General features: G+C 49.7%; 29 protein-coding genes and 1 tRNA gene. 12 read left to right on the forward strand and 18 right to left on the reverse strand.

Annotated elements, in window-relative coordinates; genetic code table 11:
• Positions 1 to 294: 294 nt before the first annotated feature.
• The 3 genes from nhaD to HYX48_01940 are packed head-to-tail and all read right to left on the reverse strand — an operon-like array spanning position 295 to position 3,249.
• Positions 295 to 1,563: a sodium:proton antiporter NhaD gene (gene nhaD / locus HYX48_01930; GenBank protein MBI2742659.1), complete on the reverse strand. Its 1,269-nt coding sequence runs from the start codon at positions 1,561 to 1,563 to the stop codon at positions 295 to 297.
• Positions 1,564 to 1,582: 19 nt separating this feature from the next.
• Positions 1,583 to 2,269 (reverse strand): hypothetical protein, encoded by a 687-nt coding sequence (locus HYX48_01935; GenBank protein MBI2742660.1) that lies wholly within the window; start codon positions 2,267 to 2,269, stop codon positions 1,583 to 1,585.
• A 20-nt stretch (positions 2,270 to 2,289) separates the two neighbouring features.
• Positions 2,290 to 3,249, reverse strand: coding sequence for a KpsF/GutQ family sugar-phosphate isomerase (locus HYX48_01940; GenBank protein MBI2742661.1), 960 nt, complete (start codon positions 3,247 to 3,249; stop codon positions 2,290 to 2,292).
• A gap of 92 nt (positions 3,250 to 3,341) precedes the next feature.
• Here HYX48_01940 and HYX48_01945 point away from each other — a divergent pair, with 92 nt between their 5' ends.
• Positions 3,342 to 4,787: an NADP-dependent isocitrate dehydrogenase gene (locus HYX48_01945; protein MBI2742662.1), complete on the forward strand. Its 1,446-nt coding sequence runs from the start codon at positions 3,342 to 3,344 to the stop codon at positions 4,785 to 4,787.
• A 164-nt stretch (positions 4,788 to 4,951) separates the two neighbouring features.
• Here the strand turns inward: HYX48_01945 and HYX48_01950 are convergent, their stop codons facing one another.
• The 4 genes from HYX48_01950 to HYX48_01965 form a co-directional block, all read right to left on the reverse strand.
• A complete protein-coding gene (locus HYX48_01950) occupies positions 4,952 to 6,154 on the reverse strand; it encodes a 2-oxo acid dehydrogenase subunit E2 (GenBank protein ID MBI2742663.1) in 1,203 nt (400 codons plus the stop codon).
• Positions 6,147 to 7,217 (reverse strand): tetraacyldisaccharide 4'-kinase, encoded by a 1,071-nt coding sequence (lpxK, locus tag HYX48_01955; GenBank protein MBI2742664.1) that lies wholly within the window; start codon positions 7,215 to 7,217, stop codon positions 6,147 to 6,149. The genes HYX48_01950 and lpxK overlap by 8 nt, the downstream gene beginning before the upstream one ends.
• Before the next feature lie 34 nt (positions 7,218 to 7,251).
• Complete coding sequence (locus HYX48_01960) at positions 7,252 to 8,682, reverse strand: hypothetical protein (GenBank protein MBI2742665.1); 1,431 nt, start codon at positions 8,680 to 8,682, stop codon at positions 7,252 to 7,254.
• 109 nt (positions 8,683 to 8,791) lie between these two features.
• Entirely contained in the window at positions 8,792 to 9,385 is a 594-nt protein-coding gene (locus tag HYX48_01965) for an SIS domain-containing protein (protein ID MBI2742666.1), read from the reverse strand.
• Positions 9,386 to 9,453: 68 nt separating this feature from the next.
• Here HYX48_01965 and HYX48_01970 point away from each other — a divergent pair, with 68 nt between their 5' ends.
• Complete coding sequence (locus tag HYX48_01970; protein MBI2742667.1) at positions 9,454 to 10,446, forward strand: aspartate-semialdehyde dehydrogenase; 993 nt, start codon at positions 9,454 to 9,456, stop codon at positions 10,444 to 10,446.
• A 559-nt stretch (positions 10,447 to 11,005) separates the two neighbouring features.
• Here HYX48_01970 and HYX48_01975 read toward each other — a convergent pair.
• From HYX48_01975 to HYX48_01985, 3 genes are read right to left on the reverse strand one after another with little or no spacing between them, the layout of a single operon-like run.
• Positions 11,006 to 11,665, reverse strand: coding sequence for an RNA pseudouridine synthase (locus HYX48_01975; GenBank protein MBI2742668.1), 660 nt, complete (start codon positions 11,663 to 11,665; stop codon positions 11,006 to 11,008).
• Positions 11,662 to 12,480: an RNA methyltransferase gene (locus HYX48_01980; GenBank protein MBI2742669.1), complete on the reverse strand. Its 819-nt coding sequence runs from the start codon at positions 12,478 to 12,480 to the stop codon at positions 11,662 to 11,664. The genes HYX48_01975 and HYX48_01980 overlap by 4 nt, the downstream gene beginning before the upstream one ends.
• Positions 12,470 to 13,300, reverse strand: a complete 831-nt coding sequence (locus HYX48_01985) for a class I SAM-dependent methyltransferase (protein ID MBI2742670.1) — start codon at positions 13,298 to 13,300, stop codon at positions 12,470 to 12,472. Before HYX48_01985 ends, HYX48_01980 begins: the two co-directional genes overlap by 11 nt.
• A gap of 238 nt (positions 13,301 to 13,538) precedes the next feature.
• Here HYX48_01985 and HYX48_01990 point away from each other — a divergent pair, with 238 nt between their 5' ends.
• Positions 13,539 to 14,600 carry a hypothetical protein gene (locus HYX48_01990; protein ID MBI2742671.1) on the forward strand — a complete coding sequence of 354 codons (1,062 nt, stop codon included), beginning with the start codon at positions 13,539 to 13,541 and terminating at the stop codon, positions 14,598 to 14,600.
• Here HYX48_01990 and HYX48_01995 read toward each other — a convergent pair.
• Positions 14,573 to 15,040: a CinA family protein gene (locus HYX48_01995; protein ID MBI2742672.1), complete on the reverse strand. Its 468-nt coding sequence runs from the start codon at positions 15,038 to 15,040 to the stop codon at positions 14,573 to 14,575. The genes HYX48_01990 and HYX48_01995 overlap by 28 nt on opposite strands.
• On the reverse strand, positions 15,040 to 15,753 hold the full coding sequence (locus tag HYX48_02000) for a hypothetical protein (GenBank protein ID MBI2742673.1): 714 nt from the start codon (positions 15,751 to 15,753) through the stop codon (positions 15,040 to 15,042). The genes HYX48_01995 and HYX48_02000 overlap by 1 nt, the downstream gene beginning before the upstream one ends.
• A gap of 144 nt (positions 15,754 to 15,897) precedes the next feature.
• Between HYX48_02000 and trpR the strand changes: the two genes are divergently transcribed.
• The 3 genes from trpR (at position 15,898) to HYX48_02015 (ending at position 17,359) form a co-directional block, all read left to right on the forward strand.
• The gene (gene trpR / locus HYX48_02005; protein MBI2742674.1) at positions 15,898 to 16,182 is read left to right on the forward strand and encodes a trp operon repressor; all 285 of its coding nucleotides are present in this window, start codon (positions 15,898 to 15,900) and stop codon (positions 16,180 to 16,182) included.
• 9 nt (positions 16,183 to 16,191) lie between these two features.
• Positions 16,192 to 16,434: an F-box protein gene (locus tag HYX48_02010; protein ID MBI2742675.1), complete on the forward strand. Its 243-nt coding sequence runs from the start codon at positions 16,192 to 16,194 to the stop codon at positions 16,432 to 16,434.
• Between the two features lie 88 nt (positions 16,435 to 16,522).
• A complete protein-coding gene (locus HYX48_02015) occupies positions 16,523 to 17,359 on the forward strand; it encodes a hypothetical protein (protein MBI2742676.1) in 837 nt (278 codons plus the stop codon).
• A 6-nt stretch (positions 17,360 to 17,365) separates the two neighbouring features.
• On the opposite strand, the gene lspA is transcribed toward HYX48_02015, so the two are convergent.
• The 4 genes from lspA to HYX48_02035 form a co-directional block, all read right to left on the reverse strand.
• A complete protein-coding gene (gene lspA / locus HYX48_02020; protein MBI2742677.1) occupies positions 17,366 to 17,881 on the reverse strand; it encodes a signal peptidase II in 516 nt (171 codons plus the stop codon).
• Entirely contained in the window at positions 17,882 to 18,247 is a 366-nt protein-coding gene (locus tag HYX48_02025) for a TraR/DksA family transcriptional regulator (protein ID MBI2742678.1), read from the reverse strand. It lies immediately after the preceding gene.
• The gene (gene nrdR, locus HYX48_02030; GenBank protein MBI2742679.1) at positions 18,228 to 18,737 is read right to left on the reverse strand and encodes a transcriptional repressor NrdR; all 510 of its coding nucleotides are present in this window, start codon (positions 18,735 to 18,737) and stop codon (positions 18,228 to 18,230) included. The genes HYX48_02025 and nrdR overlap by 20 nt, the downstream gene beginning before the upstream one ends.
• Positions 18,738 to 18,802: 65 nt before the next feature.
• Positions 18,803 to 18,889 (reverse strand) — tRNA-Ser (locus HYX48_02035).
• A gap of 106 nt (positions 18,890 to 18,995) precedes the next feature.
• On the opposite strand from HYX48_02035, the gene HYX48_02040 reads away from it, so the two are divergent.
• The 6 genes from HYX48_02040 to obgE all read left to right on the forward strand — a co-directional run bounded on the left by HYX48_02040 (position 18,996) and on the right by obgE (position 23,557).
• On the forward strand, positions 18,996 to 19,910 hold the full coding sequence (locus HYX48_02040; GenBank protein ID MBI2742680.1) for a zinc ABC transporter substrate-binding protein: 915 nt from the start codon (positions 18,996 to 18,998) through the stop codon (positions 19,908 to 19,910).
• The gene (locus HYX48_02045; protein ID MBI2742681.1) at positions 19,891 to 20,631 is read left to right on the forward strand and encodes an ABC transporter ATP-binding protein; all 741 of its coding nucleotides are present in this window, start codon (positions 19,891 to 19,893) and stop codon (positions 20,629 to 20,631) included. The genes HYX48_02040 and HYX48_02045 overlap by 20 nt, the downstream gene beginning before the upstream one ends.
• On the forward strand, positions 20,628 to 21,461 hold the full coding sequence (locus HYX48_02050; protein MBI2742682.1) for a metal ABC transporter permease: 834 nt from the start codon (positions 20,628 to 20,630) through the stop codon (positions 21,459 to 21,461). Before HYX48_02045 ends, HYX48_02050 begins: the two co-directional genes overlap by 4 nt.
• A 485-nt stretch (positions 21,462 to 21,946) precedes the next feature.
• Entirely contained in the window at positions 21,947 to 22,258 is a 312-nt protein-coding gene (rplU, locus tag HYX48_02055; GenBank protein ID MBI2742683.1) for a 50S ribosomal protein L21, read from the forward strand.
• A gap of 12 nt (positions 22,259 to 22,270) precedes the next feature.
• Positions 22,271 to 22,525, forward strand: coding sequence for a 50S ribosomal protein L27 (gene rpmA / locus HYX48_02060; GenBank protein MBI2742684.1), 255 nt, complete (start codon positions 22,271 to 22,273; stop codon positions 22,523 to 22,525).
• Between the two features lie 18 nt (positions 22,526 to 22,543).
• Positions 22,544 to 23,557: a GTPase ObgE gene (gene obgE, locus HYX48_02065; protein MBI2742685.1), complete on the forward strand. Its 1,014-nt coding sequence runs from the start codon at positions 22,544 to 22,546 to the stop codon at positions 23,555 to 23,557.
• A gap of 161 nt (positions 23,558 to 23,718) precedes the next feature.
• On the opposite strand, the gene HYX48_02070 is transcribed toward obgE, so the two are convergent.
• Together HYX48_02070 and HYX48_02075 are read right to left on the reverse strand one after the other, a co-directional pair.
• Positions 23,719 to 25,071 carry a YncE family protein gene (locus HYX48_02070; protein MBI2742686.1) on the reverse strand — a complete coding sequence of 451 codons (1,353 nt, stop codon included), beginning with the start codon at positions 25,069 to 25,071 and terminating at the stop codon, positions 23,719 to 23,721.
• Between the two features lie 91 nt (positions 25,072 to 25,162).
• Positions 25,163 to 26,368, reverse strand: a complete 1,206-nt coding sequence (locus tag HYX48_02075; protein MBI2742687.1) for an MFS transporter — start codon at positions 26,366 to 26,368, stop codon at positions 25,163 to 25,165.
• Between the last annotated feature and the right edge of the window lie 13 nt (positions 26,369 to 26,381).

Genomic DNA, 26,381 nt, shown 5'->3' on the forward strand with positions numbered 1-26,381 from the left:
CAGCATTCAATCTGAACCAAGATCAAATTCTCAAAAAAAATTTAATCTGTAAAAAAACTCTTATTCTTTGACAGGCTTAGAGCAGTTAAAACTGCTCTATTTTGCACAAGCTTCTTTTGCTTGCACGTCACTTCTACTCTACTGTCAAAACATCTTATGCGGCTCTAACAGACCACATTGTTTCTTTGAAGACGATAAGTCATTCAAGGAAGCCAACACCATACAAAATGGTCTTCTTTTTGTGCAACGCTTTTTGAAAAAAAAGAAAAAAAATCTCTTTTTCCTCTATGGAAATCAGGAAAAGAGAAGATAGCAGCCCATGCCGGCAAGGTACCCAACCAGGACCGGAATAGTGGCTTTTTTGGCGTATGTGAAGAAGTGGATCTTCTCCATTCCCATCAGGGCTATCCCTGAGGCGGAGCCGATGATGAGAAGACTTCCCCCTGTACCTGCGGCATATGCGATCATGTGCCATAGAGAGGAGTCCATGGGGAATTCAGAAAGAGGGTACATCCCCATCGTTGCGGCAACGAGGGGTACGTTATCGATAAAAGCAGAGATGATACCGATAAGAGTGGCAAGCGTAGCTTGGCTCTGAATGACTCCGCTGAGGTAATGGGCAAGCCTATCCAGCAGTCCAGCGGTCTCTAAGGCGTTCATCGAGAGCAGGATCCCCAAGAAAAAGAGGACGCTAGAAGTGTCGATCTTCGTGAGGATAAAGGGAACGCGGAGGTGGTGGCGCTTCTCATGGTGATTGTGGTGTAAAATATCTGTTACTAGCCAGAGGACCGCAAGAGAGATGAGCATGCCCATGAATGGAGGTAGGCCCGTCCAAGCTTTGAAAATCGGAACGAAGATAAGCCCGCAAACTCCTAGATAAAAAATTAGGCGTCCATAGGGCTCTTCGTGAGACTTGTGCGACTCTTCAACAATTTTTGTGAACTTTCCCTTCTCTGTAAAAGAGAAAATAGCAAGCGGAACCAGCAGAGAGATGATGCTCGGCAAGAAGAGCGCTTTAATGACTGCAATGCTCGAGAGCTGGCCGTCGATCCAGAGCATCGTGGTGGTGATATCCCCGATCGGCGTCCACGCGCCCCCTGCGTTTGCTGCGATGACGATGATACAGGCGGGAACGATTCTCTCTTCGAGACGCGGAATCATCTTGCGGAGCAAGGAGATCATCAAAATCGTGGTGGTCAAGTTATCCAGGATAGAGGAGAGAAAAAAGGAGAAAATTGCCACGGTCCAGAGCATCTTTCGCTTTGATGGGGAGTAGATCGAGTCTGTAATGATCTTAAAACCTTTATGAGAGTCGACGAGCTCGACAAGGGTCATTGCACCGAGAAGGAAGAAGATGATCTGTGACGCTTTGGAGACGTGAATAGTGAGCTCGCCCAGCATCTCATTCGGGGGACCATTTGCCCATGTGAAGTAGATCATCCAGCAGGCTACTGCGAGGAAGAGGGAAACTGCAGTCTTATTAACTTTGACGTAGAACTCGAAGATCATCAGGAGGTAGCCGACAATGAAAACACCGACGAGAAAGCCTAGCGGAATACCCATGAGATCCATAATTCAGCTCCTATTTAAAAACCAACCAAAATTGAGGAATAAGAAAGGCGCACACAAGCACTACAGCTATCAGCAGAGGAGCGCGCACTTTCACTTTAACTCTCTCACGACTTCTTACATTCAGTGAAGAAAAAATGACAGCAAGAAGTGAAATTGCCACTGCAGCAATCGTCACATCAGCTCTTGGCATCGCTCGCTGAAGTGCTGCGACTGCAAAAGGAAAAGAGGTTAAAAGCACAAAGACGGGAGGAAGAATAAGCGCAACGAGATAGATCGCCCCAAGCAGAAATGCGACGAGAAGAAATGGGCTGGTTCCGATCATCCAGGAGAGAATGTTTCCAACTTGTGCGGGCAGAAGGGTCTGTTGCAGTGCTGCAGCGAAAAGAACTCCGCTTAAAGCGTAACTCCAAAAAGAGTCGTGAAGCAGTGGAGGAAGATCTTTAACTCTCCTAATTCGAATAGTTCGATCGAAGAGAGGTTCTTTGAGAGTGTAGGCTAGAGCAAAAAGAAAGACTGCTGTGAGCTGCGCACCGCTTGTGAGTGTGTACATGAACTCTTTTGCAGGTGTAATTCCCAAGAGTAGAGTGAAGGCGCCGCCGATTAGAAATATGAGGTCTTTTGGCACGCTTCTGCGGGTAAATGAAGCGATAAAAATAGTGGAAAAAATGAATAGAAGCTTTGCTGTCTTTAAATCCATTTGGTCGTCGTGCTCAAAAGTTATGCAAGTCCGGCCTGAACGACATCATGCATACGTATGATCCCTACAACTCTCTCATCATCGACGACTGGAACGACCATGACCCACTTCTTTGGATCTTTCTGCATGATCTTCACAGCATCCCATGCGAGGATGTTCTGAGGGACGCGGATCGCGGCTGCTGTCATCAGGCTCTGCATTTTCCTTTCTAACACATTTGCCCCCTGACTTTGCAAGGCCCGTCTTAAATCTCCGTCAGTAAAAATTCCGAGCAGCTTCTTTTTCTCATCGACAACAAGGAGACAGCCGCACTGTTTATTAGACAGCTCAACGAGGGTATCGACCAGACGATCATCGGGGCCACACAACGGGACCTTCCCCTCTTTAATCATGATATCATTCACTGAAAGGGTGGCCTTTTTGCCGATATTGCCCGAGGGATGGTTGAGGGCGTACTCATTCAATGAGAACTCTTTGGCCTTCATCATTGCGATGGCGAGGGCGTCGCCAAAAATAAGTTGGACTTCAGTCGAGGTGGTGGGAGCCAAGTCAAATGGACAGAGCTCTTTTTCGACGGGCAGAGAGATGCTTAGATCGGATTCTCTGGCAAGTCGGCTATGCGGATTCGATACAATAGAGAGGAGTTTAACTCCGCGTCGTCTTGCAAAGGGCAGGAGCGTTAGAAGCTCTTCTGTCTCTCCGCTCTTGCTGATGAGGATGAGCATATCATCAGATGTCATCATCCCGAGGTCGCCATGGAGAAAATTAGTAGGAGGCAGGTGCAGCGCCTTTGTGCCTGTTGAGACGAGTGTGGTTGCAATCTTCTCGGCGATGATGCCGCTCTTGCCTACTCCTGTAAATACGATCAGGCCTCTGCATTGAAGACACGCATCCAAAAAGGCTTGAGCCTGTTCTGCATCGATCTGATCGAAAAAGGTGTTTAGGTAGCGGCGCTGCTCGTTAAAAAGTTCTTTTATCATAATCTGTAGACTATAGTCCTTTTCCAAATTTGCTTGAAGTCTTCAAAAAAATCGCATAGAAGAAGGAATATCACAATTCACAAAAAAATTTTATGACAGAAGCAAAAGTCCCTATCGCAGTTGCCCGTGGAGATGGAATCGGCCCAGAGATCATGGAGGCGACCCTACATATTCTAGAAGAAGCTGGGGCCGCTATCGAAATCCATGAGGTGGAGATCGGAGAAAAGGTCTATTTAAAGGGCTCCCCTACGGGAATCGAACCGGCAACTTGGGAGACGATTCGCAGGACTAAGGCCTTTCTAAAGGCGCCTATCACAACCCCTCAGGGCGGGGGCTTTAAAAGTCTCAATGTGACGATCAGAACGAGCTTGGGGCTTTTTGCAAATGTCCGCCCCTGCGTCTCCTACTCCCCTTACGTTCAGACAAAACACCCCAACATGGATCTGGTGATCATCCGCGAAAACGAGGAGGACCTCTACGCTGGCATTGAGTATCGACAGACTCCAAATGTCTCCTGCTCTATCAAGTTAATTTCAAGAGCAGGTTCTGAAAAGATCGTGCGCTACGCTTTCGAGTATGCTAGGCGCTACAATCGCAAGAAGGTGACCTGCTTCACTAAAGATAATATTATGAAGTTTTCCGATGGTCTCTTTCACAAAGTTTTCGATGAGATTGCAGCGGAGTACCCAGATATCGTGAACGAGCACTGGATTGTAGATATCGGCGCGGCCAAAATGGCCGATACTCCTGAAGCCTTTGATGTGATCGTTCTTCCAAATCTCTACGGAGATATTCTTTCGGATGTTGCAGCCCAAATTTCTGGATCTGTAGGTCTTGCGGGCTCGGCAAATATCGGCGATTTCGGCGCGATGTTTGAAGCGATTCACGGTTCGGCTCCACGCCGGGCTGGGCAGAATGTGGCTAACCCCTCAGGCCTCCTGCTGGGATCTGTGCTCATGCTTCAACACATTGGACAGCCACACGTTGCAGCGCGCATACATAACGCTTGGCTAAAGACGATAGAAGAGGGAGTTCACACCTACGACATCTTTAAAGAGAAGACGAGCAAGCTAAAAGTGGGAACTAAAGAGTTCGCTCAGGCTGTGGCGCGCAATCTGGGGAAAAAGCCAGAGAAGCTGAAACCTGTGGCCTACGAGATGAGCCCGAAAGTGACAACGCTTCACGTCTCTAAGAGCGAGGAGTCAAAAAGGGAGCTGGTGGGCGTGGATGTCTTTATCTATTCTAACGATCCAGCTCAGACCTTTTATAAAAAGCTGGTGCCAGTCGATGTCTCTCCACTGCTGCTCAATATGATTAGCAATCGAGGAGCGCGCATCTGGCCAGAAGGACAGCCCGAGACCTTCTGCATCGAACAGTACCGCTGCCGGTTTATGCATAAAATGAAAAACCATAAGGTGGGCTCGGACGAGATCGTAGAGCTTCTAAAAAAGCTCCACTTCCTCGGCCATGACATCATCAAGACCGAGTACCTCTACACCTTCGACGGCACCCCAGGCTTCTCTTCCGCCCAAGGATGAGAAGTGCACAAGAAGAATTAAGATCGGGCACCGGCACGGGCACGCACACGTTCACGAAAGAGAAGAATAAGATCGAGCACGAAAGAGGGAGAGAGAGAGAGTCCTTTCCTATCCTTCGTGAACGAGCCCGTGTGCGTGCCCGTGCCCGATCTCCTGTTTTCTCTTCAGAGGGAGAGGTTGGTCTCGATCTGCTTTTTGAGGGCGCTTAAGAAGCCGCAGCCGTAGATGCCATCGAGGACGCGATGGTCGAACGTGAGCGAGACGTACATCAACGAGCGCACCGCGAGAAGGTCATCTTCAAGAGGGACGACCTGCTTGCAAGCGGCGCCGATTCCCACAATTGCAACCTCTGGATAGCGGATGATCGGAATTCCGATCTGAACGCCGGTCATGCCAAAGTTGGTAAGGGTGATCGTTCCCCCTGCACCTGAATCGGGAGCGAGCTTGCCAGAACGAGCTGCGGCAGAGAGGTCGCCAATTGCTTTTGCAAGTTCAGGGATCTCCATCTTCTGACTCTGTTTAATCACGGGCACCATGAGCCCCTGGTCTATACTTACGGCAATTCCTAAGTTCACAAAGTGCTTCACGACAATCGTATCTTTTTCAAGAGAGGAGTTGATGAGAGGATACTCTTGGAGCGCCTTCGCAATCGCTCGTGCGACAAAAGCAGTGAGTGTGAGCTTGGCGCCATGTTTAGCCTGGAAGCTCTCTTTCTCTTTCTGAATGAGTTTCAAGACATCGGTTACATCAACTTGCGTCACAAGGGTCGCATGAGGCGCTTCATAGAATGAGCGCACCATATTGTCGGCAATAGCCTTCCTCATGCCGCTCATCTTTAAATGTTCAACTTCTCCGGATGGAGGAGTTGGAGCGCACGCCTGTTTCGCTGCAGCAGCTGCTGGGCAGCTCTTCTTCTCTGCGTAACTTTCTAGGTCGCGTTTAGTGATTCTTCCCCCCTCTCCGGTGCCTGGAAGCTTCTGGAGCACATCTAGAGAAATCCCCTTCTCGGCAGCAAGGCGCAGAAGCGCTGGAGAGAAGAAGCCCTGCATCTCTGTGGAGGTAGAACTCTCTTCAACGCGTTTTTGAGCGGGCATCTCAACGCTCTTCTGAGCAGAGCTGCTTCCGCTTTTAACTACAATTGCAAGAGCCTCTCCTACGGAGAGCTCCTGATCGGGCTGCGCGAGAATCTCAGTGAGGATACCGGCTACGGGTGAGGGGATCTCGCTGTTAACCTTGTCGGTTGAAACTTCAAGGAGGGGTTCATCCAGCTGGACGGTGTCGCCCACCTTCTTAAACCACTGCACAATTGTCGCACTGACGATGCTCTCGCCAAGTTTTGGTAGAGCAATTTTATATTCTTCACTCATGGGCTTCTCTCACTATTTTTTTTATACATTCTTGCCAATCTGCCTGACCTGCGGTCCACTGGATCTCCACCTCAAGACTCTTGATGGGAAGCGAGAGTTCGAGAGCTCGCGGGAGCTTCACCGCATCTTTTTCTGTGCAGACAAGAAGATCGGCTCCTCTCTGTTTGCAGCGCTCTGCAAAGGCTTTAAGCTGTCTTTCGTCAAATGGTCTATGGTCTAAAGCGATCAGATCGTCGATGATGGTGCAGCCTGCCAGGCGAAGCAGCTCGAGGAAGCGCTCTGGACGGCCAAGAGCACAAAAAGCTCCTACCTTCTTTCCCTTTAAAAACTCCGTCTCTTTAAAGCTGTAGCGCATCGCCGCAACTGGCGCAGAGGTGTAGGGGGCGAGCTGCCTTAAACACCTGCCATAATGGATCGTATCGTAGACGTGATTGATGACGATGAGATCGGCCTGCTTCAATCTTTTGGGATCGTCGCGTAGAAGCCCTTTTGGGAGGAAGGCCCCTTTTGCAAAGAGATCTTTTCCATCTAGAATGACGATCTCGAAATCTCGCTCAAGGGCTCGATACTGCATTCCATCATCGAGAAGGAGAAGCGTTGCGTTTTTTTGCGCTGCAAGCTCGGCGGATCTCACACGATCCTTGCCAACCCAGACAGAGGCCTCTGGAAGTTTGTGCGATAGCCAGAAGGGCTCATCGCCATACCTCTTTGCTTCGGCCGGTTCAAGGGCGCTGATATTTAAAGAATTTCCTTTAAGATCGCCGCGGTATCCCCTAGTGAGAATAGCCACCCTCTTCTCGGCTCCCAGCTCTTTGGCAAGGAGGTGAATCAGGGGAGTCTTCCCGGTTCCGCCTGCTGCAATGTTGCCGATGCTGACCACAGGAAGGCTGGCCCTGACCCTTTTAAAAATTCTCTTGTCGTATCCCCAGTTGCGCGCACGCACAGCTGTCTGAAAAAAAGTGCTGAGGATAGAGAGGACCCCTCTTGTTAAAGGAGCGGGCCTCCGCTCTTCGATCACATCTAAAATATATTTTTCAATCTGCTCTTTCATGAGGGGACCCATGATCCCCCATTTCCCCTTTTTTGAACAGCTAGGCCTACATAACCACGCAGGCGCCGCTGGCCTCTGCCGAAGCTTCTGCCGGTTTTGCCGCCACTTGGACTCGAACTGCAGGCTCAGGATCAGCGTGTTTCTCATCAACACTTCTAGAAACGGCGCTGCTCAGCTGCACGGCGGGTGAGTGGACGCGGACTGCTGGCTCCGGTTCTGCAGCAGGTGGAGCCGCTGCCATGAGAGGTGCAGCCTGACCACTTTGACCTGAGGCTGTTGGAGATTCTGGAGCAACTGCAGCGGTAGCTACAGGTTCATCGTAGAGTTCCAGCTCAAAAGCGTGGTCTTCTTCTGTTGGTTCAGGTTGAGTTTCGGATTGAGCTACGTGTTTTTTATCGCCCTGCTCATCTGTTCGAGCTGCTGCGGCTCCTGCCGACTCGCCCATCTTTTCTTCTTCCTGAACATGCATTTTAAAGGGCAGCGCTCCCTCATCAGCTCCAGCATTTTCAACAGCCAGTTCGAATCTCGCTCCCGCTGCTTCAGGCTCTGCGACTGACTGCTGGCTCTCTTGGACACTATGAAGCTCGGCCTGAGACGGTGGTGCGACGCCTTGCGAAGGAGCAGGTAGAACCAGCCCCTCCTTTATCAGTGCTTGTCTTACCGCGCTCAGATCGGTTTTAGATGATTGTGAAGTATGCCTAAAACTTGCAGGAAGTGTCTGATGCCTGTTAGCAAAATTAACAAGTCTCTCCGCTTTAAAGCTCTTGCGGTACTTTTCAGGAAAACCGGACATTACTCGTCTTACTCTACTATCCAATTCGCTTCCGGTTCCTTTCAGTTGAGTGGGCATAGCTTTGAATATTTTTATGAGTCCCTCGGCACTACCAATCTCACTAGTTGCGAGATGAATAATTAGCCTTAATCTCATGATGTTGTGATTATGTCGATAGATCGCAGTTTGTATCTTCTCTTTGCCAACACCAGAAGCTTTTTCTAAGGTGATTAGACCGAATGCTGCTGCAGTAAATGCAATCCCCTTGTCGCCCTCTTGAGCCTGATAGAGGCCAAGTCCGGCGCCAGCTCCTGCTGCCAGATACAGCACAGGGCTCACTACGTAATAGAGTGCCTTTTCAACCGATAGGTAGGAGTAAGAAGAGCAGCAGGTAAGTTTTCTATTGTGTTGCTCATCCAATCTTTTCTGTGCAGTCTCTTTAGCTCTCTGAATCTCTTTAAGCTGAGTCTCGCAAAGACGAATACTGACAGCAAGGTCCACAAGTTCTGGATCTGTCTCTAAATTTTTTCCGACCCGACTTGCGATAGCATCAACAGCGCCTGCGGCTTCTTCAACGTTTTTGCCAAGTAGACTAACCTCTAGATCATCCCAGCGAGCGGCTGGATTTTCTGCGAATCCAAAAGAGCAGCAAGAAGCGACTTCTGCACAGCAAGAAGATTTGCATCCTGGTGGACAGGATGGCAATGAACAAGACGTCTTACATGAAACGGAACTACAGCATCCTGACATTTTGGCTCCTCCAATTGGAAATGAGGAGAGATGTTAAGACAAGTTTTTACTTAAATTCAAGAAATTACTGAGACTCTGCGCCCGCGTAAGCAAAGAGATGCTTTTCGACCATCTCTATGATGATGTGGATGGCGGTCATGTGCGCCTCTTGGATGCGATCGCTGTAGGTGAAGCCGCTGACTTGAAGCTCGAGGTCGCTCTGACCTCTGAGTTTACCGCCGCTCTTTCCGAGAAAGGAGATCGTTTTAAGGCCGCGAGCTCGTGCGAAGGGAACTGCTGTGACCAGGTTGGCGGAGTTGCCGCTTGTGGTGAGTGCGATGAAGACATCTCCCTCTTGGCCGAGGGCCTCGATCGAACGGGAGAAGACATCTTCGTAGCCGAGATCGTTGGCGACGCAGCTGATGTGGCCGGGGCAAGAGAGGGCGATTGCGGGAAGGGCTGGGCGCTTATGTCTGAAGACACCGGTGAGCTCTTCGGCAAAGTGCATCGCATCGCAGAGGCTTCCGCCGTTTCCTGCGATGAGAATCTTCTTCCCCTTCCTAAAACAGTCGCTGATCATCTCGGCAGCGCTCTCCATAAAGGCGAGGCTGCTGGGCTGTTTCAGAAATTCGATGGCGCGCACGCCATCTTCAACTGCTTGTAAAATCTGGTCTTTCATCTTGCAATCCTGGAGGAGAAGTCCCTATGATTACCGATGAGAAGGTTTTTTGACCAGAGAACAAAAAGATGCGAATTGCAATTGTCGGCGCAACAGGCGCAGTGGGCCGCGAGATGGTGCAGGTCCTTGAGAAGAGAGGGTTTCCGGTACGCTCACTTAGGCTCTTCGCCTCTCCTCGCTCGAGAGGAGTTCTTATCCCTTTCCGCGGAGAAATGGTCGCAGTTGAAGAGTTAAAGCCGGGCTGCTTTGCGGGAATCGATATCGCGCTTTTTAGCGCTGGCAAGAGGATCTCGCTCGAGTGGGCAGCAGAGGTCAAAAAGGCTGGTGCGCTGATGGTCGACAATAGCTCCGCCTTCCGCGAAGATCCTAAAGTGCCTCTCATCATCCCTGAAATTAATAGCCGCGCCTTTCAATCTCACGAGGGGATCGTCTCATGCCCCAACTGCACTACAGCGATCATGCTGATGGCGCTCGCTCCCCTTCACCAGAGAGTCGCGATTAAACGAATTGTCGCCTCCACCTATCAGGCAGCGAGCGGAGCAGGAGCAGTTGCGATGGAGGAGCTCCGCGAAGAGACGCGCGCGCATCTCGAGGGGAGACCTTTCGAGAGAACAGCGATGCCCTTCCCCTATGCGTTCAACCTTTTCACACACAACTCCCCTCTCTGCGAAGGTGGACACGTCGATGAGGAGGTGAAGATGGTTCGGGAGACGAAGAAGATCTTGGGATCCCCCTCCATTCAGGTGAGTGCGACCTGCGTGCGAGTCCCCGTGCTGAGAGCACACTCGATCTCTCTAAATGTGGAGTTCACGAGTCGTCTTACCAGTGAAGAGGCGTATAAAATTTTAGAAAAGAGCCCTGGCGTCTCGATCTTAGAAGAGAAGGGCAGAAATCGCTTTCCAATGCCGATCGACGCCTCCGGGCAAGATGCGATCCTTTGCGGACGCATCCGCGAAGACTCAACCCAGCCCAACACCCTCAACCTCTGGGTCGTCGGCGACCAGCTCCTCAAAGGCGCCGCCCTCAACAGCATCCAGATCGCCGAGTTACTAATCCTCTAGACAGATTGTTTTTTTATTCGGTGTACGTTTACCAGGAGAGATATGTCGGGTAGGCCAGGGGAAAGCTTCGCTTTCTCTCGGGGCCTCCCTGCGACCCTCTTGCGCTGCATGCAAAAGAAGGGGATCGGGCACCGGCACGGGCACGCACACGTTCACGAAAGAAAGACGGGAGAGGAGAATCGGACACGCTCTTCCGCGACCCCTCTCTTTCTCTCTTTCGTGAACGTGCCCGTGTGCGTGCCCGCGCCCGATCTTCTCTCCCTTCTCTTTATCTACAACTGCGACTGGACGCGAAAGGGGCCCCGCACCCGAGACGTTAGTCCGGCGGGGAATGAGCGCCTCGAGCAGCCCTTCGATGCATATCGCACAGCAAAATTGCACCCGCAGGAGAGCGCGGCGAGCGCGTTGGGGGGTCGTACAGAGGTACGCCCCTTCTCCGAGGACGCGATTTGGCAAAGCGAGATGCAGCGCAAGAGGGTCGCAGGGAGGCCCCTAGAGAAAGCGCAGCTTTCCCTTGGCCTACCCGACATGTCTCTCCTGCTATTATCACTTCATAAAACTAACAAAAAACTGAAAGCGCGAGGTGGGGGGGGAGGGAGAAGGAGAGGGGGGCTTTGGTGACGGGATGGGTGAGTTCGAGGAGGATGTGCTGGAGGGCGATTGCTTGAGTGTTGGGAGGGCCGAAGGGCTTCTGGCTTCCATACTTTCGATCGCCGATGATGGGACAGCCGATGGCTGCGAATTGAGCGCGTATCTGGTGGTAGCGGCCCGTTTCTAGATCTATCTCCACAATTTGAGGAGCAACCTGTTTATAGGTTAGGATCGCCTTCTTAGCTTCTGCGTTCTCTTTTGAAGCGACGCGTGCGCGGAAATCATCGTGAATGAGGTAGTGCTCGAGCCTTCCCTCTTGGGCGGGAACTCTTCCTTCGACGTGAGCGAGGTACCTCTTCTGAATCGTGCGCTCTCTCATCATCTCATTAAGCCTAGATAGAGCCTTGCTCGAGCGCGCAAAGAGTACGAGTCCACTTACAGGCTTATCCAGTCGGTGGATAGCAGCGAGAAAGACGTTTCCCTCCTTCTTCATCTCCGCCTTTAACCACATTTTTGCCCACTCCTCCAAATTCCTCCCGCCATCTCCAGAAGCTGGCTGCGTGGCAAGACCTGCGGGCTTGAAGGCGACAAAGAGGTGGTTGTCAAAAAAGAGGACGGCTGGGTTCATCTTCTTCTCTGCCTGAGAACTTCGTAAAGGAGGAGCGTTGCGGCGGTCGCCACATTCAATGAGTCTGCAACTCCAAGCATGGGCATGCGCACCTGTAGATCGCACGCGTTCATCCAGCCTTCGGTAAGGCCCAGCTGCTCTGTACCGACAACGATCGCCACAGGACCAGAGAGATCGACCTGAGTAAACTCCTTCTCTGCATGAGGCGTTGCCGAGACGATCTTGATCTTCTGCTCTTTTAGCCAGAGAAGGGTCTCGTGCCCTTTCGCCTCGATTACTGGCTGAGTGAAGAGCGTTCCGACGCTTGCGCGGACGACGTTGGGGTTGTAGATATCTGTGCACCTGTCGCAGACGATCACGCCATCTACAGCAACTGCGTCTGCAGATCTGAGCATGCTGCCTAGATTGCCAGGCTTTTCAATCGCCTCTGCAACAAGCAAGAATGGATTTTTGCTTCTGCTGACCTCTTTAGCAAGATCTGGAATTCCGTGTCTCATCTGACGCGCAACTGCGACGAGTCCGTCTGGGCGGTCGCGGTAGGAGAGCTTCTCAAAAATGTATGGCGCGCAAACGAAGATCTCGCACCCCTTTGCATGGATCTGCTCGATGAGTGCGGGCTCGTTTACACCGAGAAAAAATTCGTAACAGACAAAGAGTGCTACAAGCTCGACATTGCCCGCCGCAGCGCGCTGCACCTCGCGAAAACCTTCGATCAGAAAGAGGCCCGTCTCATCGCGTTCGCCGCGCTCTTTGAGTCTGCAAGCCTGCTTTATCTTGGGGTTCTGCGCGCTGCGAATGGTATCCCTATTTTCCACAACTCCACCTCGCGTAGCTCCCAGAAGGGACTGTTTTTTTACTTTCGGAAGGGAGAACCATCTCACCTGCCTCAATCACTCCATTTTTCATGAACTGCTCCATGAGCTGCTTCATCACGATTGGAGTCATCCCAGGTGTGTGTGTCGTAAAGATGACAAAGAGGGGTTTGTCGCTTAAAACTGCGCGGCACTTATCTAAGATTAGCAGAAGATCGCGCTCAATCTTAAACACCTCGCCCTGTTTCCCTCTTCCAAAGCTTGGAGGATCTAGAATGATTCCCTCATATCGCGAATTTCTCTTCTCTTCGCGTTGAAGAAATTTTAACACATCATCGACGATCCAGCGTATCGGAGCTCCAGAGAGCTGATTGAGTGCGGCATTCTCTCTTGCCCAGCTGACCATTCCCTGCGAGGCGTCGAGGTGGCAGACAGCAGCTCCTGCACGCGCAGCTGCGAGCGTCGCGCCGCCGGAGTAGGCGAAGAGGTTGAGTACGCGGACGCCTGCTGGTCGGCTTTTGATCTGCTCATCCATCCAGGGCCAGAAGAGGCTATGTTCAGGAAAGAGTCCGAGATGGCCAAAATCTGTCGGGGCTGTCTTAAATTTCAGCCCACCTAGCTCTGTCACCCACGATTCGGGAAGCGGTTTTTTTGAAACCCAGCGGTTCTCCACCTCTCGGGTGAATGTCGCATCGGCAGCCGCCCACTCTTTCTCCGGCAGCTCGGGCTCCCAAAGAGCTTGGGCGCAGGGTCGCACAAGCAGATGCTTTCCAAAGCGCTCTAACTTCCTCTGATTTCCACTATCCAGCAATGCGTATTTCATTTTAGAATCTTTGCAGTTTTTATTAAATGTCGAAAGACATAATACTATGCGGCATTAATTAATAAAAAGGTCATTATGAACCTATCTCACTATTTCCAAAATGCGCTTTTCGAGTCTTTTTCCCCACATTTTAGAGTCACTTCTTGGCCTACTTATTCAAGTATGTCCTGCGAAGTGACTCTAAAATCTGAGAAAAAATCCTTCAAAAATCATCAGTTTGAAATATTGAGATAGGTTCATGACAAGTGAAGTTGGAAGCAAAAGACTCCGCATTGCAGAAGAAGCACAGCAGGTCGCTTTCCCTGCTATGGGAAATCTAGACAGGATAGCTTATCGCCTGCGATTGCATATAACTACTTTTTTAAATCCACATGATAACGCCTTACTTGCAAGAAGTTGCAAAGGCGGATTGGAGATTGTTAGGGAGCTGTCGCTCACCAAGTTTGTTCAAGATTTTTTTCTTATGAATAACTTCTTTTTTCCTCAAGGAGCCTCAAGAGATAGATTTTTCCGAGACTGGCAAGGAGCGGTAAGTGCAACTAGAAATTTAAGTATCGACTGGGCATTTCTATCTCGAGATAATACAACCGCATTTCAAGATGCTCGCAAGATTCTGGGCATCGCTTCAGAATTCGATCCCCAATCTAGAAATGTGAGCTCTTATTCCACAAGAAGCTCTTCCCGTTTAATTCTATCTTCTTATCAAAGCAGAGAGATCGTAGCTCTTAGCAGCGCCGACGTGCTTAAACAGTGGAAGGAGTTTCTTTTCTCTCGCCCTTATCTCTCTTTTGCCGAAGCGGACTTCTTATTCATGTATGCAAAAGCCACCTGCGAGTATGAGGAGGCATTTGGATGCCAGCTGGTCGTCCATAAGTGGATGGTGCTGCTGTGCAAATTGATGGAGCTATTAACGGTAAAGAAGGTAGATCGAGTAAAAGAGAAGAGCGCTCTCATGGAGATCGCACGCAAAGCGATCGATGCGCCCTCTCCTCAGAAGGTCATTGTCGCCTTGATCGACTGTTTCAACTCTCTAGCAAACGATTCCAGAACTCTTCTGATGCACCACTTACTCGAGCATCTACTCTCTTTTTCACAAGAGCTCTCTCCTCCCGCCGTCATCTATCACGCTTCTGGGAAGATCAATGAGGGAAAATTCAGGATTCTAGTCTCAGCCTATTTTGACGAGAATCTTCCGACTACTATTCAGCGCGCTACCTTCTACTGCGATGATCGAATCGATGTGAATGTCAAGGGAGTTGCTTGGGCGCTAACTCAGATGGGATTCTTTAAAAAAGCGTAAAAGAGCTCTAGAAGGTGCGTCGCTGTTTGACTCATCATCTCCTCTCTTTCACCTTTGATAAAAAGAGAGTGAAGACGAGGAGCCTTCCCCCGCTCACCAAACGCCGCATAGACCGTTCCCACGGGCTTCCCTGCGCTTGCGCCTGTAGGCCCTGCGATTCCCGTAACGGCAATTCCATAGTCGGCGCGGGTTATGCGAAAGAGCCCAGAAAGCATCGCCTCTACCACCTCTTCACTCACTGCTCCCTTCTCTTCAATCAACTTGCTCGGAACTTGAAGTAGAGAGCTCTTAAGCTCATTCGAATAGACCACCAGCGATCCGAGAAAATAGAGAGAGGCGCCCGGCTCTCTTGTGAGCTCAGCTGCCATTCTGCCTCCCGTGCACGACTCCGCAAGCGCGAGCGTCTTCTTGGTTTTGATCATGTATTCTTGAATGCTCATTAGATCCTCGCGATTTGTATGTCGTGGGCATTAAGGCCTGGATGCTGACTAATCCACGGAAGGCAGGCCCTTCCCATGCGGATCGGCGCATTTGTTCGTTTCCCTTGAAAAACAAAGGGTGTTGGAAGGGTATTTGCTCTTAACCACTTCACAAGTTTATGAAAGAGGGCTGTGTTTGGAAATTCGGTAGAATCGACCACCTTTGCGTAGGCGTGAGTTTGCGGATCTTGATAGATCTGGGGATAAGAGAATTGGATGCCCCATGTGATGCTATCCTTTCCAAGAACCATCGAGTGAAATCTCCCGTCAATTGCCGAGACAAAGAAGCGGTGAAGCTGGAGCTGAATCACAGGCTTTATCGTTTTAATCAGATAGCGCTCTTTCCCCACCGGCATCGCATAGAGCGCTTCTCGCGAAACTGTAAATGCGGAAGAGAAGTAGGGGCGAAGTGAGGTCTCGTCTGGAAGAGCCCCCTCCTTCAGGGAGCGGATGTACTCTGCATATCTCTCCAAAAAACCCTCGTGTTCAATTAGCATCTGCTCCGCTACGACAGGATCGCTCACCCGAAAGATTTCAAAGGGAGAGAGGGCAGAAAAGAGATCTCGCATCTCTGTCTCATCCAGGAGCACCTGATGCTTTAGCGCCTTGGAAACGCGCATCACCCCCTGCTTTTCCGGGGAGCTAACTTGAATCGGTAGTGGATAGGAGTTCATTCGATCAAGGTAAGGTCATTACCCCCTTTATTTCAAGTCTCCGTGGCTGAGCTTTTTTAACCATCTAATAATTAGCATCTTATAAAATGATTGATCTGTAATTGTGTAACGGTATACAATTACACTCCTAAACGGAGCTAATAGATGAAAAATCCATCTGATAAGAAGAGCTATCAATCGTTCTTAAAACTGTGCACTAGAGCCTCATCTTCAGAAGAGCTTGAGAAAATTTTGGATCTCTTTTTGACGATTGAAGAGAAGGAGATCCTCTCTTCGCGCTACCAGATCATCCAAGCACTTCTTGAGGAGAAAATTAGTCAGCGAGAGATGGCTAAAACCCTCGGAGTCAGTATCTCACAGATCACTCGGGGTTCGAATGCTCTGAAGACAACCAGTGACGAATTAAAACAATTTATCAAGAAAAAATAGGAGCGCATCATGTCGACGGTTAATAGTTTCGAGAAACTTCCACACGGATGTGTGAGAAACACCTACCTCTTTTTAGACGCAACAGACGCCTTTTCGCTTAGAAGGGTCTGCAAAGAAGTCTACCCTCTTATTCGATCTAGTGCCTTTTTTGAGAAAGCCGCTGATATTTTATGCGGAGTAGAGCCTGTGAAACCTGCAAAACTCAAGCAGCTCTACCAGGAGTGTCTTTGGCAAGAGGAGAATCTCCGCTAATTTAAATAGTGCATTCGATCTTGGAACCCAGATCAACAAGCTATACTTCACTATACTGGGGTTAGAAAATCGTGTTCCACTCACCTCAATGGGACGAGGATCCAATCAGGCGCGTCTTCTAAGATGCTCAAATTCTTGCCAGGGAGAGTACGTTTTCAAATCGAGATCTCTGCTTGAGAGTTTCGGAGTTCCTAGTAGTGAAGGAGCCAAGAGAGAACAGCTAGCCTTCTTGATGGACGAGGGCCATGTCGCTTGCGTGCCCCCCACTTTCTATGTCGACTTTACTCAATTTGGATTGGGAGTCGGCTCCGTGCAGCATTATGAAGCATCTACAGCTCCTCTAGAAAGAGATAGATTTCACATGAAGGATGAGTCTCTTCAAGACGATTTACGCATTATCAGAATTTTTAACCTGATGATTCTGAATCTCGATGCCTTCTCTCACAACATCCTGATTACAGATAGATCTTTGGGAGCGCGTAGGTGCATCTCTATCGACCATGGATACAGCCTGCCAGAAAGGCTTGCTGGCGGTCCTCCGCGAGGGGATCTCTGCGGCGAAGCTCCCTTCTCTGAAAAAGAGAGACTGTACATCCGAAGCCTCTCCCAAGAGCGCACCCTCGCACTCTTGACAAAACACAAGATACATCCAGACGCCATCCAGATGCAGCAGGCCATGCTACAGACGCTTAAGGCAGCAGTGGAAACGCCTGGGGTTACCCTGTTTCACCTCTCTACCCTCTTCTACGGAAAGAGAAGAGAGCCCAGAGAGTTCGTGAGCGCAATTGGAGGATATGGAGCGATGGATCTGATGACTTTTAGTGATTCACTTGTCAGCCCTGAAGCAGACATGTGTGCCATTTTAAGCGCTAAGGCACCTGATGAGAGAAACGCGGCGATCAAAAAAGCTCTTAGAGCTTGTTAACACTCTCTAGACATTCTCTGAAGCGTCTACAGATTGCGGTTTAATGAGTGAGTGGATCATGAGCCAGGCGATTCCGCAGAAGATTGCGCTATCTGCGATATTGAAAACAGGAAAGGAGTGGCCCCAGAATCGAAAGTGGAACATATCGATCACATATCCATAGATAAGGTGGTCGAGAATATTCCCCAGGGCTCCCGAAATAATTAGAACAAGCGGAAGGCGCTGCTTTGAAACAGCGAACAGAAAGAAGTAGACGATCATGCCTCCTACAATTAGAAGGCGCGCATAGAAAAGGTATTGATGGAAATTCGAGAGCATTCCCCACGCGGCTCCTTTATTGAGCACGTGGTTGATCGAAAAATCGATACCAGCCCAGTTCTCGAACACTGCGACTCCCCCATAAGGATAGAGCTCGGAGCCCCATCCCATCATGGGAAGAAAGTGGTGCGCGTAGGACTTTAGAAAAAAGTCGGACGCCAGAATCAGCAGCGATGCAAGAAAAAGCAGAAGGGAACGATTCATCTAGAGCAGGCCCTTCTCAAACTTATCCTGCGCTTTCACTGTCATCGTTGCATAGGGAACTGCTTCAAGGCGTTTCACGGGAATCTCTTCGCCAGTAATGTCGCAGACTCCGTATGTGTTCTCATCGATCTTCTCCAGAGCGCGTTCAATCTGGCGCAAAATCGTATACTCTTTATTCGTCACTTCTAAGCTGATTGTGCGGACAAAGTCGTCTGTGCCCTCATCGGCCTGGTGCTGCGAATAGCCCTTAGACTTATCATCGGATTTAACTTCTTCTGTCGCTCCGCGAACGAGCTGTTGCAATTGAGCGCGCAATTCGAGCAGGCGCTGCTTAAACTTATCGATCTCACTCTTTTTCAAGGGCATGTCTTATCTCCATTTGTTCGTGTAGCACATCATCTTTGCCATCTTTTGTTTCAACATTCTGGAGTGCATCCACCAGTTCGTTAACATCTTTGAAACGGCGATAGACACAGGCGAAACGTATATAAGCAATTGCATCTAGTGCTTGCAAGTGCTTCATCGCAATTTCACCGAGCTCAGGAGTACTTATCTCCTTTATCTGCCGCTCCATCAGATCTGCAGTGATCTTGTAGGAGATCGCCCGAACCTGCTCGTGACTGATTCGCGTGTGTCGACATGCAGCATCAAGCCCTTTGATGAGCTTATCTTGCTGAAAGTCCTCATATCTTCCATCGCGCTTATGAACTTGGATCGTCAAATCGATCGTTTCAAAAGTCGTAAATCGACGGAGACACTTCAAACACTCGCGTCTTCTGCGCACCGCGTTGGTTTCCGCCGCGTTGCGAGAATCGGTTACTTTAGATTCATCATGACTGCAAAAAGGACAGCGCATATTCTGATGCTTTAAGCGATCGCGCGCTTTTTTGTGAACAATTTATTACCCAACAGCTGACAAAACGGAGGAGGTGGGATTCGAACCCACGAAACGTTTTCACGTTTACACGCTTTCCAAGCGTGCTCCATCGGCCACTCGGACACTCCTCCATAAAAAACCCATAAAAACTACTCCAGATTTTGTTTAACTACAAGATTATTTGCGTGCTTTGCAAAAACCTCAAACTAACTTAAAATGTCTCCCATGCGGACCTTCTTGCTTAAAATTTTTTCTATCCTTCTGCTTTTCGGGCTCACGGCTTGCCAGACTAGCCAGAAACCCGCTGCCTCCTCAAAACCGATCGTACTCGTCAGTATCGCTCCCTACGCCTACTTTATCGAGCAGATCGCAAAAGAGCGCGTTGCAATCGAACTACTCGTGCCTTATAGCGCTGATCCACACACCTATGAGCCCAATCCTAAGCAGGTTAAAACTGCCTACGAAGCGAAGCTCTGGGTGCGCATCGGAGATCCTTTTGAAGAGAAAATTTTAAAAATTTTGGAAAAACAGAGCTCCTCTCCTCTCACTCTGCAGATGTGGGAAGAACTCCCCCTCCTGCACTTGAAAGCAGATGAGCACGCACATTGTGAACATGGCCACCATCAGCATGGAGGCGAGGAGGCGCAAGACAGACACGTCTGGCTAAGCGCGAAGCTAGCAAAGATTCAAGCCGCTCGTATCGAGAAGGCTCTCTCCGAGCTCCTTCCTGAAGAGAGCGCTTTTTTCAAAAAAAACCTCACCATCTTCCTAGAAAAACTCGAGCATCTAGATCAAGAGATGGCGACTCTACTCTCTCCATTAAAAGGTAGAGCGCTTCTCGTCTCCCATCCAGCTTTTGGATACTTCTGTCAGGACTACAACCTAGTGCAGCTAGCGATTGAGGACGAAGGGAAAGAGGCGCTTCCGCAGAAAATTGCAACTACATTGAAAGAGGCGGGCTCCCTTCAGGCTCGTTGCGTGATCACTCAAGGCCAATACTCCACAAAGGCCGCCGAGCTGGTTGCAAAAAAACTTCGATTGCCTATTTTTCAGATCGATCCGTATGCTCGGGACTATTTTGAAAATTTGCACAAACTCGCAAGAATCCTCGCAGAAGCAGATACCGAGCAGAATGTCTCACAACGCCATTGAAATTGAAGATCTTAGCTTTAGCTATGAGAAGAGGCCCATCTTGTCTGGGGTCAACCTCTCTGTGCTCAATGGCGAATTCGTAGCTATTTTCGGCCCGAATGGCGGGGGAAAAACCACCTTTTTAAAGTTAGTGATGGGGTTTTTAGAACCAGATGCGGGAGAGATTCGCATTTTTGGAACTAGCCCAAAGAGAGCGAGAGGCTCGATAAGCTACGTACCTCAGGCAGCGCAGTTCGACAGACAGTTCCCCCTCTCAGTTCTCGATCTCGTACTGATGGGGTGTCTCTCAAAACAGACAGCCTGGGGAGCCCTTCCGAAGGAGTCGAAAGAGAAGGCTCTTCAAGCTCTTGATAAAGTAGGTCTTTTAGATAAGCAGCATCAGGCATTTGGAACTCTTTCTGGAGGTCAAGCGCAGCGCACGCTGATAGCACGCGCTCTTGTCTCAGATCCAGACCTGCTGATTTTGGATGAGCCAACAGCGAGCGTCGACCCGGAAGCGGAAGGGCGCATTCACTCTCTTCTGCTCGATTTAAAAAAATCGATGACGATTCTGATGGTTACGCATGATCTGCAGGGTATTATTGAAAAGGCGGATCGCATGATCTGCATCCACCGCACTCTGACAGCCTACACACCCAAGCAGGTGTGCGAACACTTCTCTGTAGGGCTCTACCACTCACCTCTCCTTAACCCCTCGAACCCCTTGCGGCGCCCAACATGACCTTTCTGGATATCTTTCAGACACACCCCTTTCTGCTGATGTCCCTGCTGGCAGGGCTCGCGGCATCGATTACCAGTGGAATTATCGGGTCTTATGTCGTCAGTAAGCGCATCGTATTCATCAGCGGCAGCATCGCCCATTCTGTCCTAGGGGGAATGGGCGTCTGCCTCTGGCTAAGACGTGTCTTGGGAATCGAGTGGCTCACTCCACTCCATGGGGCACTCTTCGCAGCGCTTCTCTCGGCTCTTTTGATCGGCTGGATCCACCTAAAATACAGACAGAGAGAGGATACCGTCATCGCAACTCTCTGGTCTACGGGTATGGCCATCGGCGTGATCTTTATCGCCCTGACGCCAGGGTATAATGTAGAACTGATGAACTTCCTCTTCGGAAATATCCTCTGGGTCAGCAGTTCTGATCTACAGCTTCTATTCGGACTCGACCTCATCACGATCGCACTCGTTGCGATCTTCCATCGTCGTTTTGTCGCTGTCTGTTTTGATGAGGAGCAGGCCCTACTTCAGGGCATCAATATCCGCGCAATCTACCTACTTCTGCTAGCGCTTGTCGCTATCTCGGTCGTGATTCTGATTCAAGTCGTTGGAGCCATTCTGGTGATCGCAATGCTCGCCATACCTGCGGCTATGGCAAGTGAGATGACCCATCGCATGGGCCTAATGATGCTCATTGCTATCGGTTTCGGATGCCTCTTCAGCATAACAGGAACAACAGCTTCCTATCTGCTGAACTGGCCTCCGGGAGCCACCATCTCACTTACCGCCGCCTGCTTCTACTCATTCTCTCTTCTTCGTAAAAAAAGAGAGAGGTGAGTTATCCCATTAATTTGTGCCAGAAATTGCTCCAAGCACCGCGTCTTTTTGCTGGTCTAGATTTTTTGCTTGTTGTTCTTCTTTTTCTGCTAGCTTTCATACAATTTCTCCTTAAATGGGTTTATTCCTGTTAGCTATAATATCTATGGGAGAAGATGCTCATTGCATTCTCTTCGCCCTTCTTCATGTTCTTGCTCTTGTGCTTACGGTGAGTCTTAAATGTCACTTTTGAAGACTTTCGCTTAGAGAATCTCTTCATAACAACACCCCTCGTTTAGATATGATTAATATCCGTTCCCTTATTTTTATATTATGAAATAGTTTAATTATTAATCAATTAATTTAGGTTAATTTAAAAAAATTATAATTAACTTAATTATACACAAAGAGAAAGAGCTTCGGCACCCCACATTAAGAATAGAGAGTTGACTAGGAATCTGCGGCTAGAGTATGATGCTTTTTCTATTCTTAGAGAGGAGATTTAAATGTACGCGATCATCGAAACAGGTGGAAAACAGTACCGCGTTGAGAAAGGCGACCTCATTGACGTAGAGCTACTTACACCTCCTTCTAGCGGTAAAGTAGAGTTCAAGAACGTCATTCTACTCAATGACGGCTCTTCAGTAAAAATCGGCGCTCCACACGTTGCAAAATCACGTGTTGTCGGCGAGCTGATCCAGGAAGTACGCGGACCTAAAGTCATCGCGTTCAAATACAAACGTCGCAAAGGAATCAGACGCAAGGTGGGACACCGCCAGCGCTACTCCCGCGTAAAGATTACAGACATCGAAGGTTAACAGAGGCTTCTCATGGCACATAAGAAAGGTCAGGGTTCTACCCGTAACGGACGCGACTCTAACGCACAACGTCTTGGCATTAAGGCAACAGCAGGCCAATTCGTCACAGCGGGAAGCATCCTCGTTCGCCAAAATGGCACAAAATGGCACCCGAGCAAGAACGTCGGTGTAGGTAGAGACTATACTCTCTATGCACTCGTAGACGGCTTGGTTGCATTCCGCAAGAGCAATCGGACTTTTGTTTCCGTGGTTCCTGCTACAACCTAATAACATATAAGTTAACCCGTGTTCATCGACTCAGTCACACTTACCCTTTCCGCCGGCAAGGGAGGCAATGGCGTCGTCGCCTGGAGACGGGAGAAGTATATCCCTAAAGGCGGCCCCTCTGGGGGCAACGGCGGCAAGGGAGCTTCCCTTGTTCTACGCGCCTACAATCAAGAAACCTCTCTCGAAGGCTTCAGAAATCGCCGCATCATCAAAGCGGAGAATGGAGGCGCGGGCGGAGGAGCTCACAAGCAGGGTCACAACGGGAAGAGCCTTGTTCTTAATGTCCCTTGTGGAACTCTCGTCAAAGACGCTCGCACTAAAGAAGTCCTCTTTGATTTCACAGAAGATAAGCAGGAGTGGATCGCCTGCAGAGGAGGAAGAGGAGGAAGGGGTAACGCCTCATTCCGCTCCCCCACTCACCAAGCTCCAAATATCTGCACAGAAGGGACTGAAGGAGAGAGCAGAGAGATCGAGCTCGAGCTTAAGCTCATCGCAGACGTTGGCCTAGTCGGCTTCCCCAACGCGGGTAAGTCAACCTTAATGTCAAAGATCACTAAGCTCCGCGTAAAGATCGGTGCTTATCCTTTTACTACCCTCTTTCCAAACCTCAGCTACATCGAACTTAGCAACTACTCGCGCATCCTCGTCGCTGATATTCCTGGCATTATCGAAGACGCACATGAAGACCGCGGCCTCGGCCTCTCCTTCTTGAAACACATCGAGCGCACGAGCGTCCTGCTCTTTGTGATAGACGTCTCCGGTTTTGAAGGAAGAGATCCAGTTCGCGACTATGAGATATTACGTGAAGAGCTCCGCTCTTACGATCCAAAGCTTCTAGAGAAGCCCTCCCTCGTTGCTCTGAATAAGATCGACATGGAAGGCGCAGAAGAGCAGATCGCTCGCTTCCGTGAGCAGTTCAACGGCAATCCTAAAACCATCTTTGAGATCTCCTCTCTCGAGGCACAGGGCTTAAAGCCGCTGCTCGCCGCTGTGGAAGAGCTCGTCTGCCCCGCACTCGCTCTCACCCCCTAAAAAGGAATCACGGGGAATTACACAGAGATCACAGAGAAAGAGGAGAAGATCATCTTTTCTGCTCTCCGCAGAAAAGATGGATGCTCTGCCGCTTCGCGGCAATTTTCTTCTCCTCCCCCTCTGTGTCTCTGTGATCTCTGTGTAAGATCTTTTTCTTTTTTCTAGTGGGCTTTGATCGTCACAGTTACAGGATCACTCTCGAATCCTGAGCTATTTACAGCTACGATGCCGTAGGTGTAGGTCTTGCCTTTTTTGCGATTGTGATCCTCAAATGTGAGGGGTGCGCTGCTGGAAACAGAGCCGATCTGCTTGCCATCTCTGAAGATGAGATAGTGTGTGACATCTGTTGAAGGGCTTGCGCTCCATTTGAGCACAATGAAGTAGTCGGCCTCTGAAAGAAAAATATCATGTTCGGCTTTTGCGCTCGCAGATGTAGGAGAGGAAGGAGCAGGAGAGGGAGAGGAGCCGCCAGCTATCACAACATTGAAAGGAAAACTTCCCGTTGCAAAAGGAATTGTTGCAATGACCGCATTACTTGCTGTTGAGATCACACTTACACTCGGACTGGGATTGGAGAGGTTTGTAACGTAAACTTCGCTTCCATCGGGAGTAATTGCCGACCCCTGCGGACCAGCGCCTACACCAATTGTGGCTGTGACCGTATTGCTTGTCGTCGAGATCACACTCACTTGATTTGTGCTTCTATCTGACACATACAGATCCGTTCCATGGAAGATAGCAAAAACAGGTCCAGTACCAGCACCCAAATCGATGGTTGCGACCACGCTATTTATCGCAGTGTCGATCACACTCACGCTATTACCGAGCGAATTCTCTACATAAGCGAATGCTCCAGTCACAGGAGTAAGCGCAATATATTCTGGCGCCTGACCTACATCAACTGTTGCTACCACACTGTTACTTGCTGTAGAGATAACGCTGACATTATTAAAACCGGCACCATTCCCAACATAGACATGAGATCCATCGGGAGAAGCTGCTATAGAAATGGGACTTGTACTCACCGCAACCGTTGCGATAACGGCATGTGTCGTTGGAGATATAACGCTCACGCTGTTGTTATTAAGAATGTAGGCCGTGCCGTTTGGAGTAATGACCACGAAACCTGGAGCAGCACCTACCGTTACTGTTGCAATTACTGCGTTAGTAGCTGTCGAAATAACACTTACATCGCCAGTGCTGAAATTAGGCACATAGACTTCCGTTCCACTTGCATTAATCGCAAGATCAAGAGGCAGACCTCCCACAGCGACTGTTGTGATGAGTGTATCTGTTGCCGTGTCGATGACAGCTACAGATCCGCCATCCAAGGCCACATAGACCTTGCTCTGATCTGGAGTGACCGCAGCAATCTCGCAACTATCACCGACGTCGATCGTGGCCACAATTGCGTTGGTTACTGTGTCGATTACTATTACGCTGTTGTTAGAGGTGGGAACATAAGCCTTGGCATCTGCTGCGATAAGCGCACCTGATAGAGCGACTAAAGCCATCAGCGACGATGCGAATATTCTAGAGTTCATGCGAGAGCCCCTCCATTTTTAAAAAATAGATTTTGCTCTAGTTGGAATAAAAAAGAAAATATTAAATTAGCTCCGCGGCAATCTTTGCGCGCCGTCTCTCATAAGAAATGAGAAGAGGCAGGACGAAGGCGACAGTGCCAAAGATGAGGATGGCAAGAGGATAGATGGTCGCATTGTAGAGGGCGCTTGTCAGCCCTACTACGAAGGCGGCGATGAGCAGGCGCGCACTTGTCATGAAGCTCGCTGTGATCCCTTTGATGTTTGGAAGAATCTCCATGCCTTCAGGGAAGTAGAGTCCGATGAGCCAGTTTGCACCAAATGCGTAGACGACCATTCCACTAGTTAGAAGGTAGGCGCTGCGCGGCGCAACAAGCGCAGCAATCGCGATCGCCACCCCACCGATTGCAAAAAGGAGAGTCCCCGCTCTTTTGATCTTGATAGTGCCCCATTTTGCAATGATGCGATTGAGGAGAAGTCCCGCAACAACCCAGCCTCCTAAAATCGCAGCTTGGAAAAAGGGAAAGGCCGCTTTACTCACACCCAGCTCAAGAACAAAGAGAACAGAGGTGTTAGAGAGAAAGGCGATGTATCCTGCGAAGACAAAACTGATCATCAAGGTGATCTGCCAGAAAGCGAGCGATGTTAACGCCAGCTTAAAATCGGTTGCGATCGCTTTAACTTTGAGCGGTGCTCTCTTCTCTTTGGGGAGCGTCTCTTCAAAAAAGAAGAGCGAAACAAAAAAGCTCACCAAGACAAAGAGGACGATTGCGAGAAAGTTTGAACGGAAGCCGTAGCTCTGATTGAGATAGCCTCCGAGCATGGGAGCTCCTGCCATGATTATTGGAATAGCCATGTTCAGCTTGTTAATCGCCTTTACAGCGTTCTCCTTCTGAAAGGCGTCGAAAATGATCGCCGTTCCAAGCGTGAAGCAGCCGCCGCTTCCAAGTCCCTGAAGGATGCGGCCCCAGAGCATCTCATTGAAACTCGAAGCAAAGAGAGTGAGCAGGCTTCCCGCTAAAAATGTCGCAAGAGCGATCATGAGAGGCCTCTTCCGTCCAAAAGAGTCGGAGACTGGACCATAGAGCGGCCCCGCTAGGCAGATCCCGATGAAATTCCAGGTAAGCAGCCCCTGAACAGCCCCCTCTGAAACGAAGAAGTGGCTCATCATATCGGGAAGCGCAGGCAAGAAGATATCCGTCTCAATGCACGCCGCGATAAAGATCACGAAGATAAGAAATAGGTATCTGAGCTCTTTAAGTCGATTCATAGGGGGTAAATTA

Source organism: Chlamydiales bacterium, from assembly GCA_016185065.1.
Lineage (GTDB): Bacteria > Chlamydiota > Chlamydiia > Chlamydiales > Rhabdochlamydiaceae.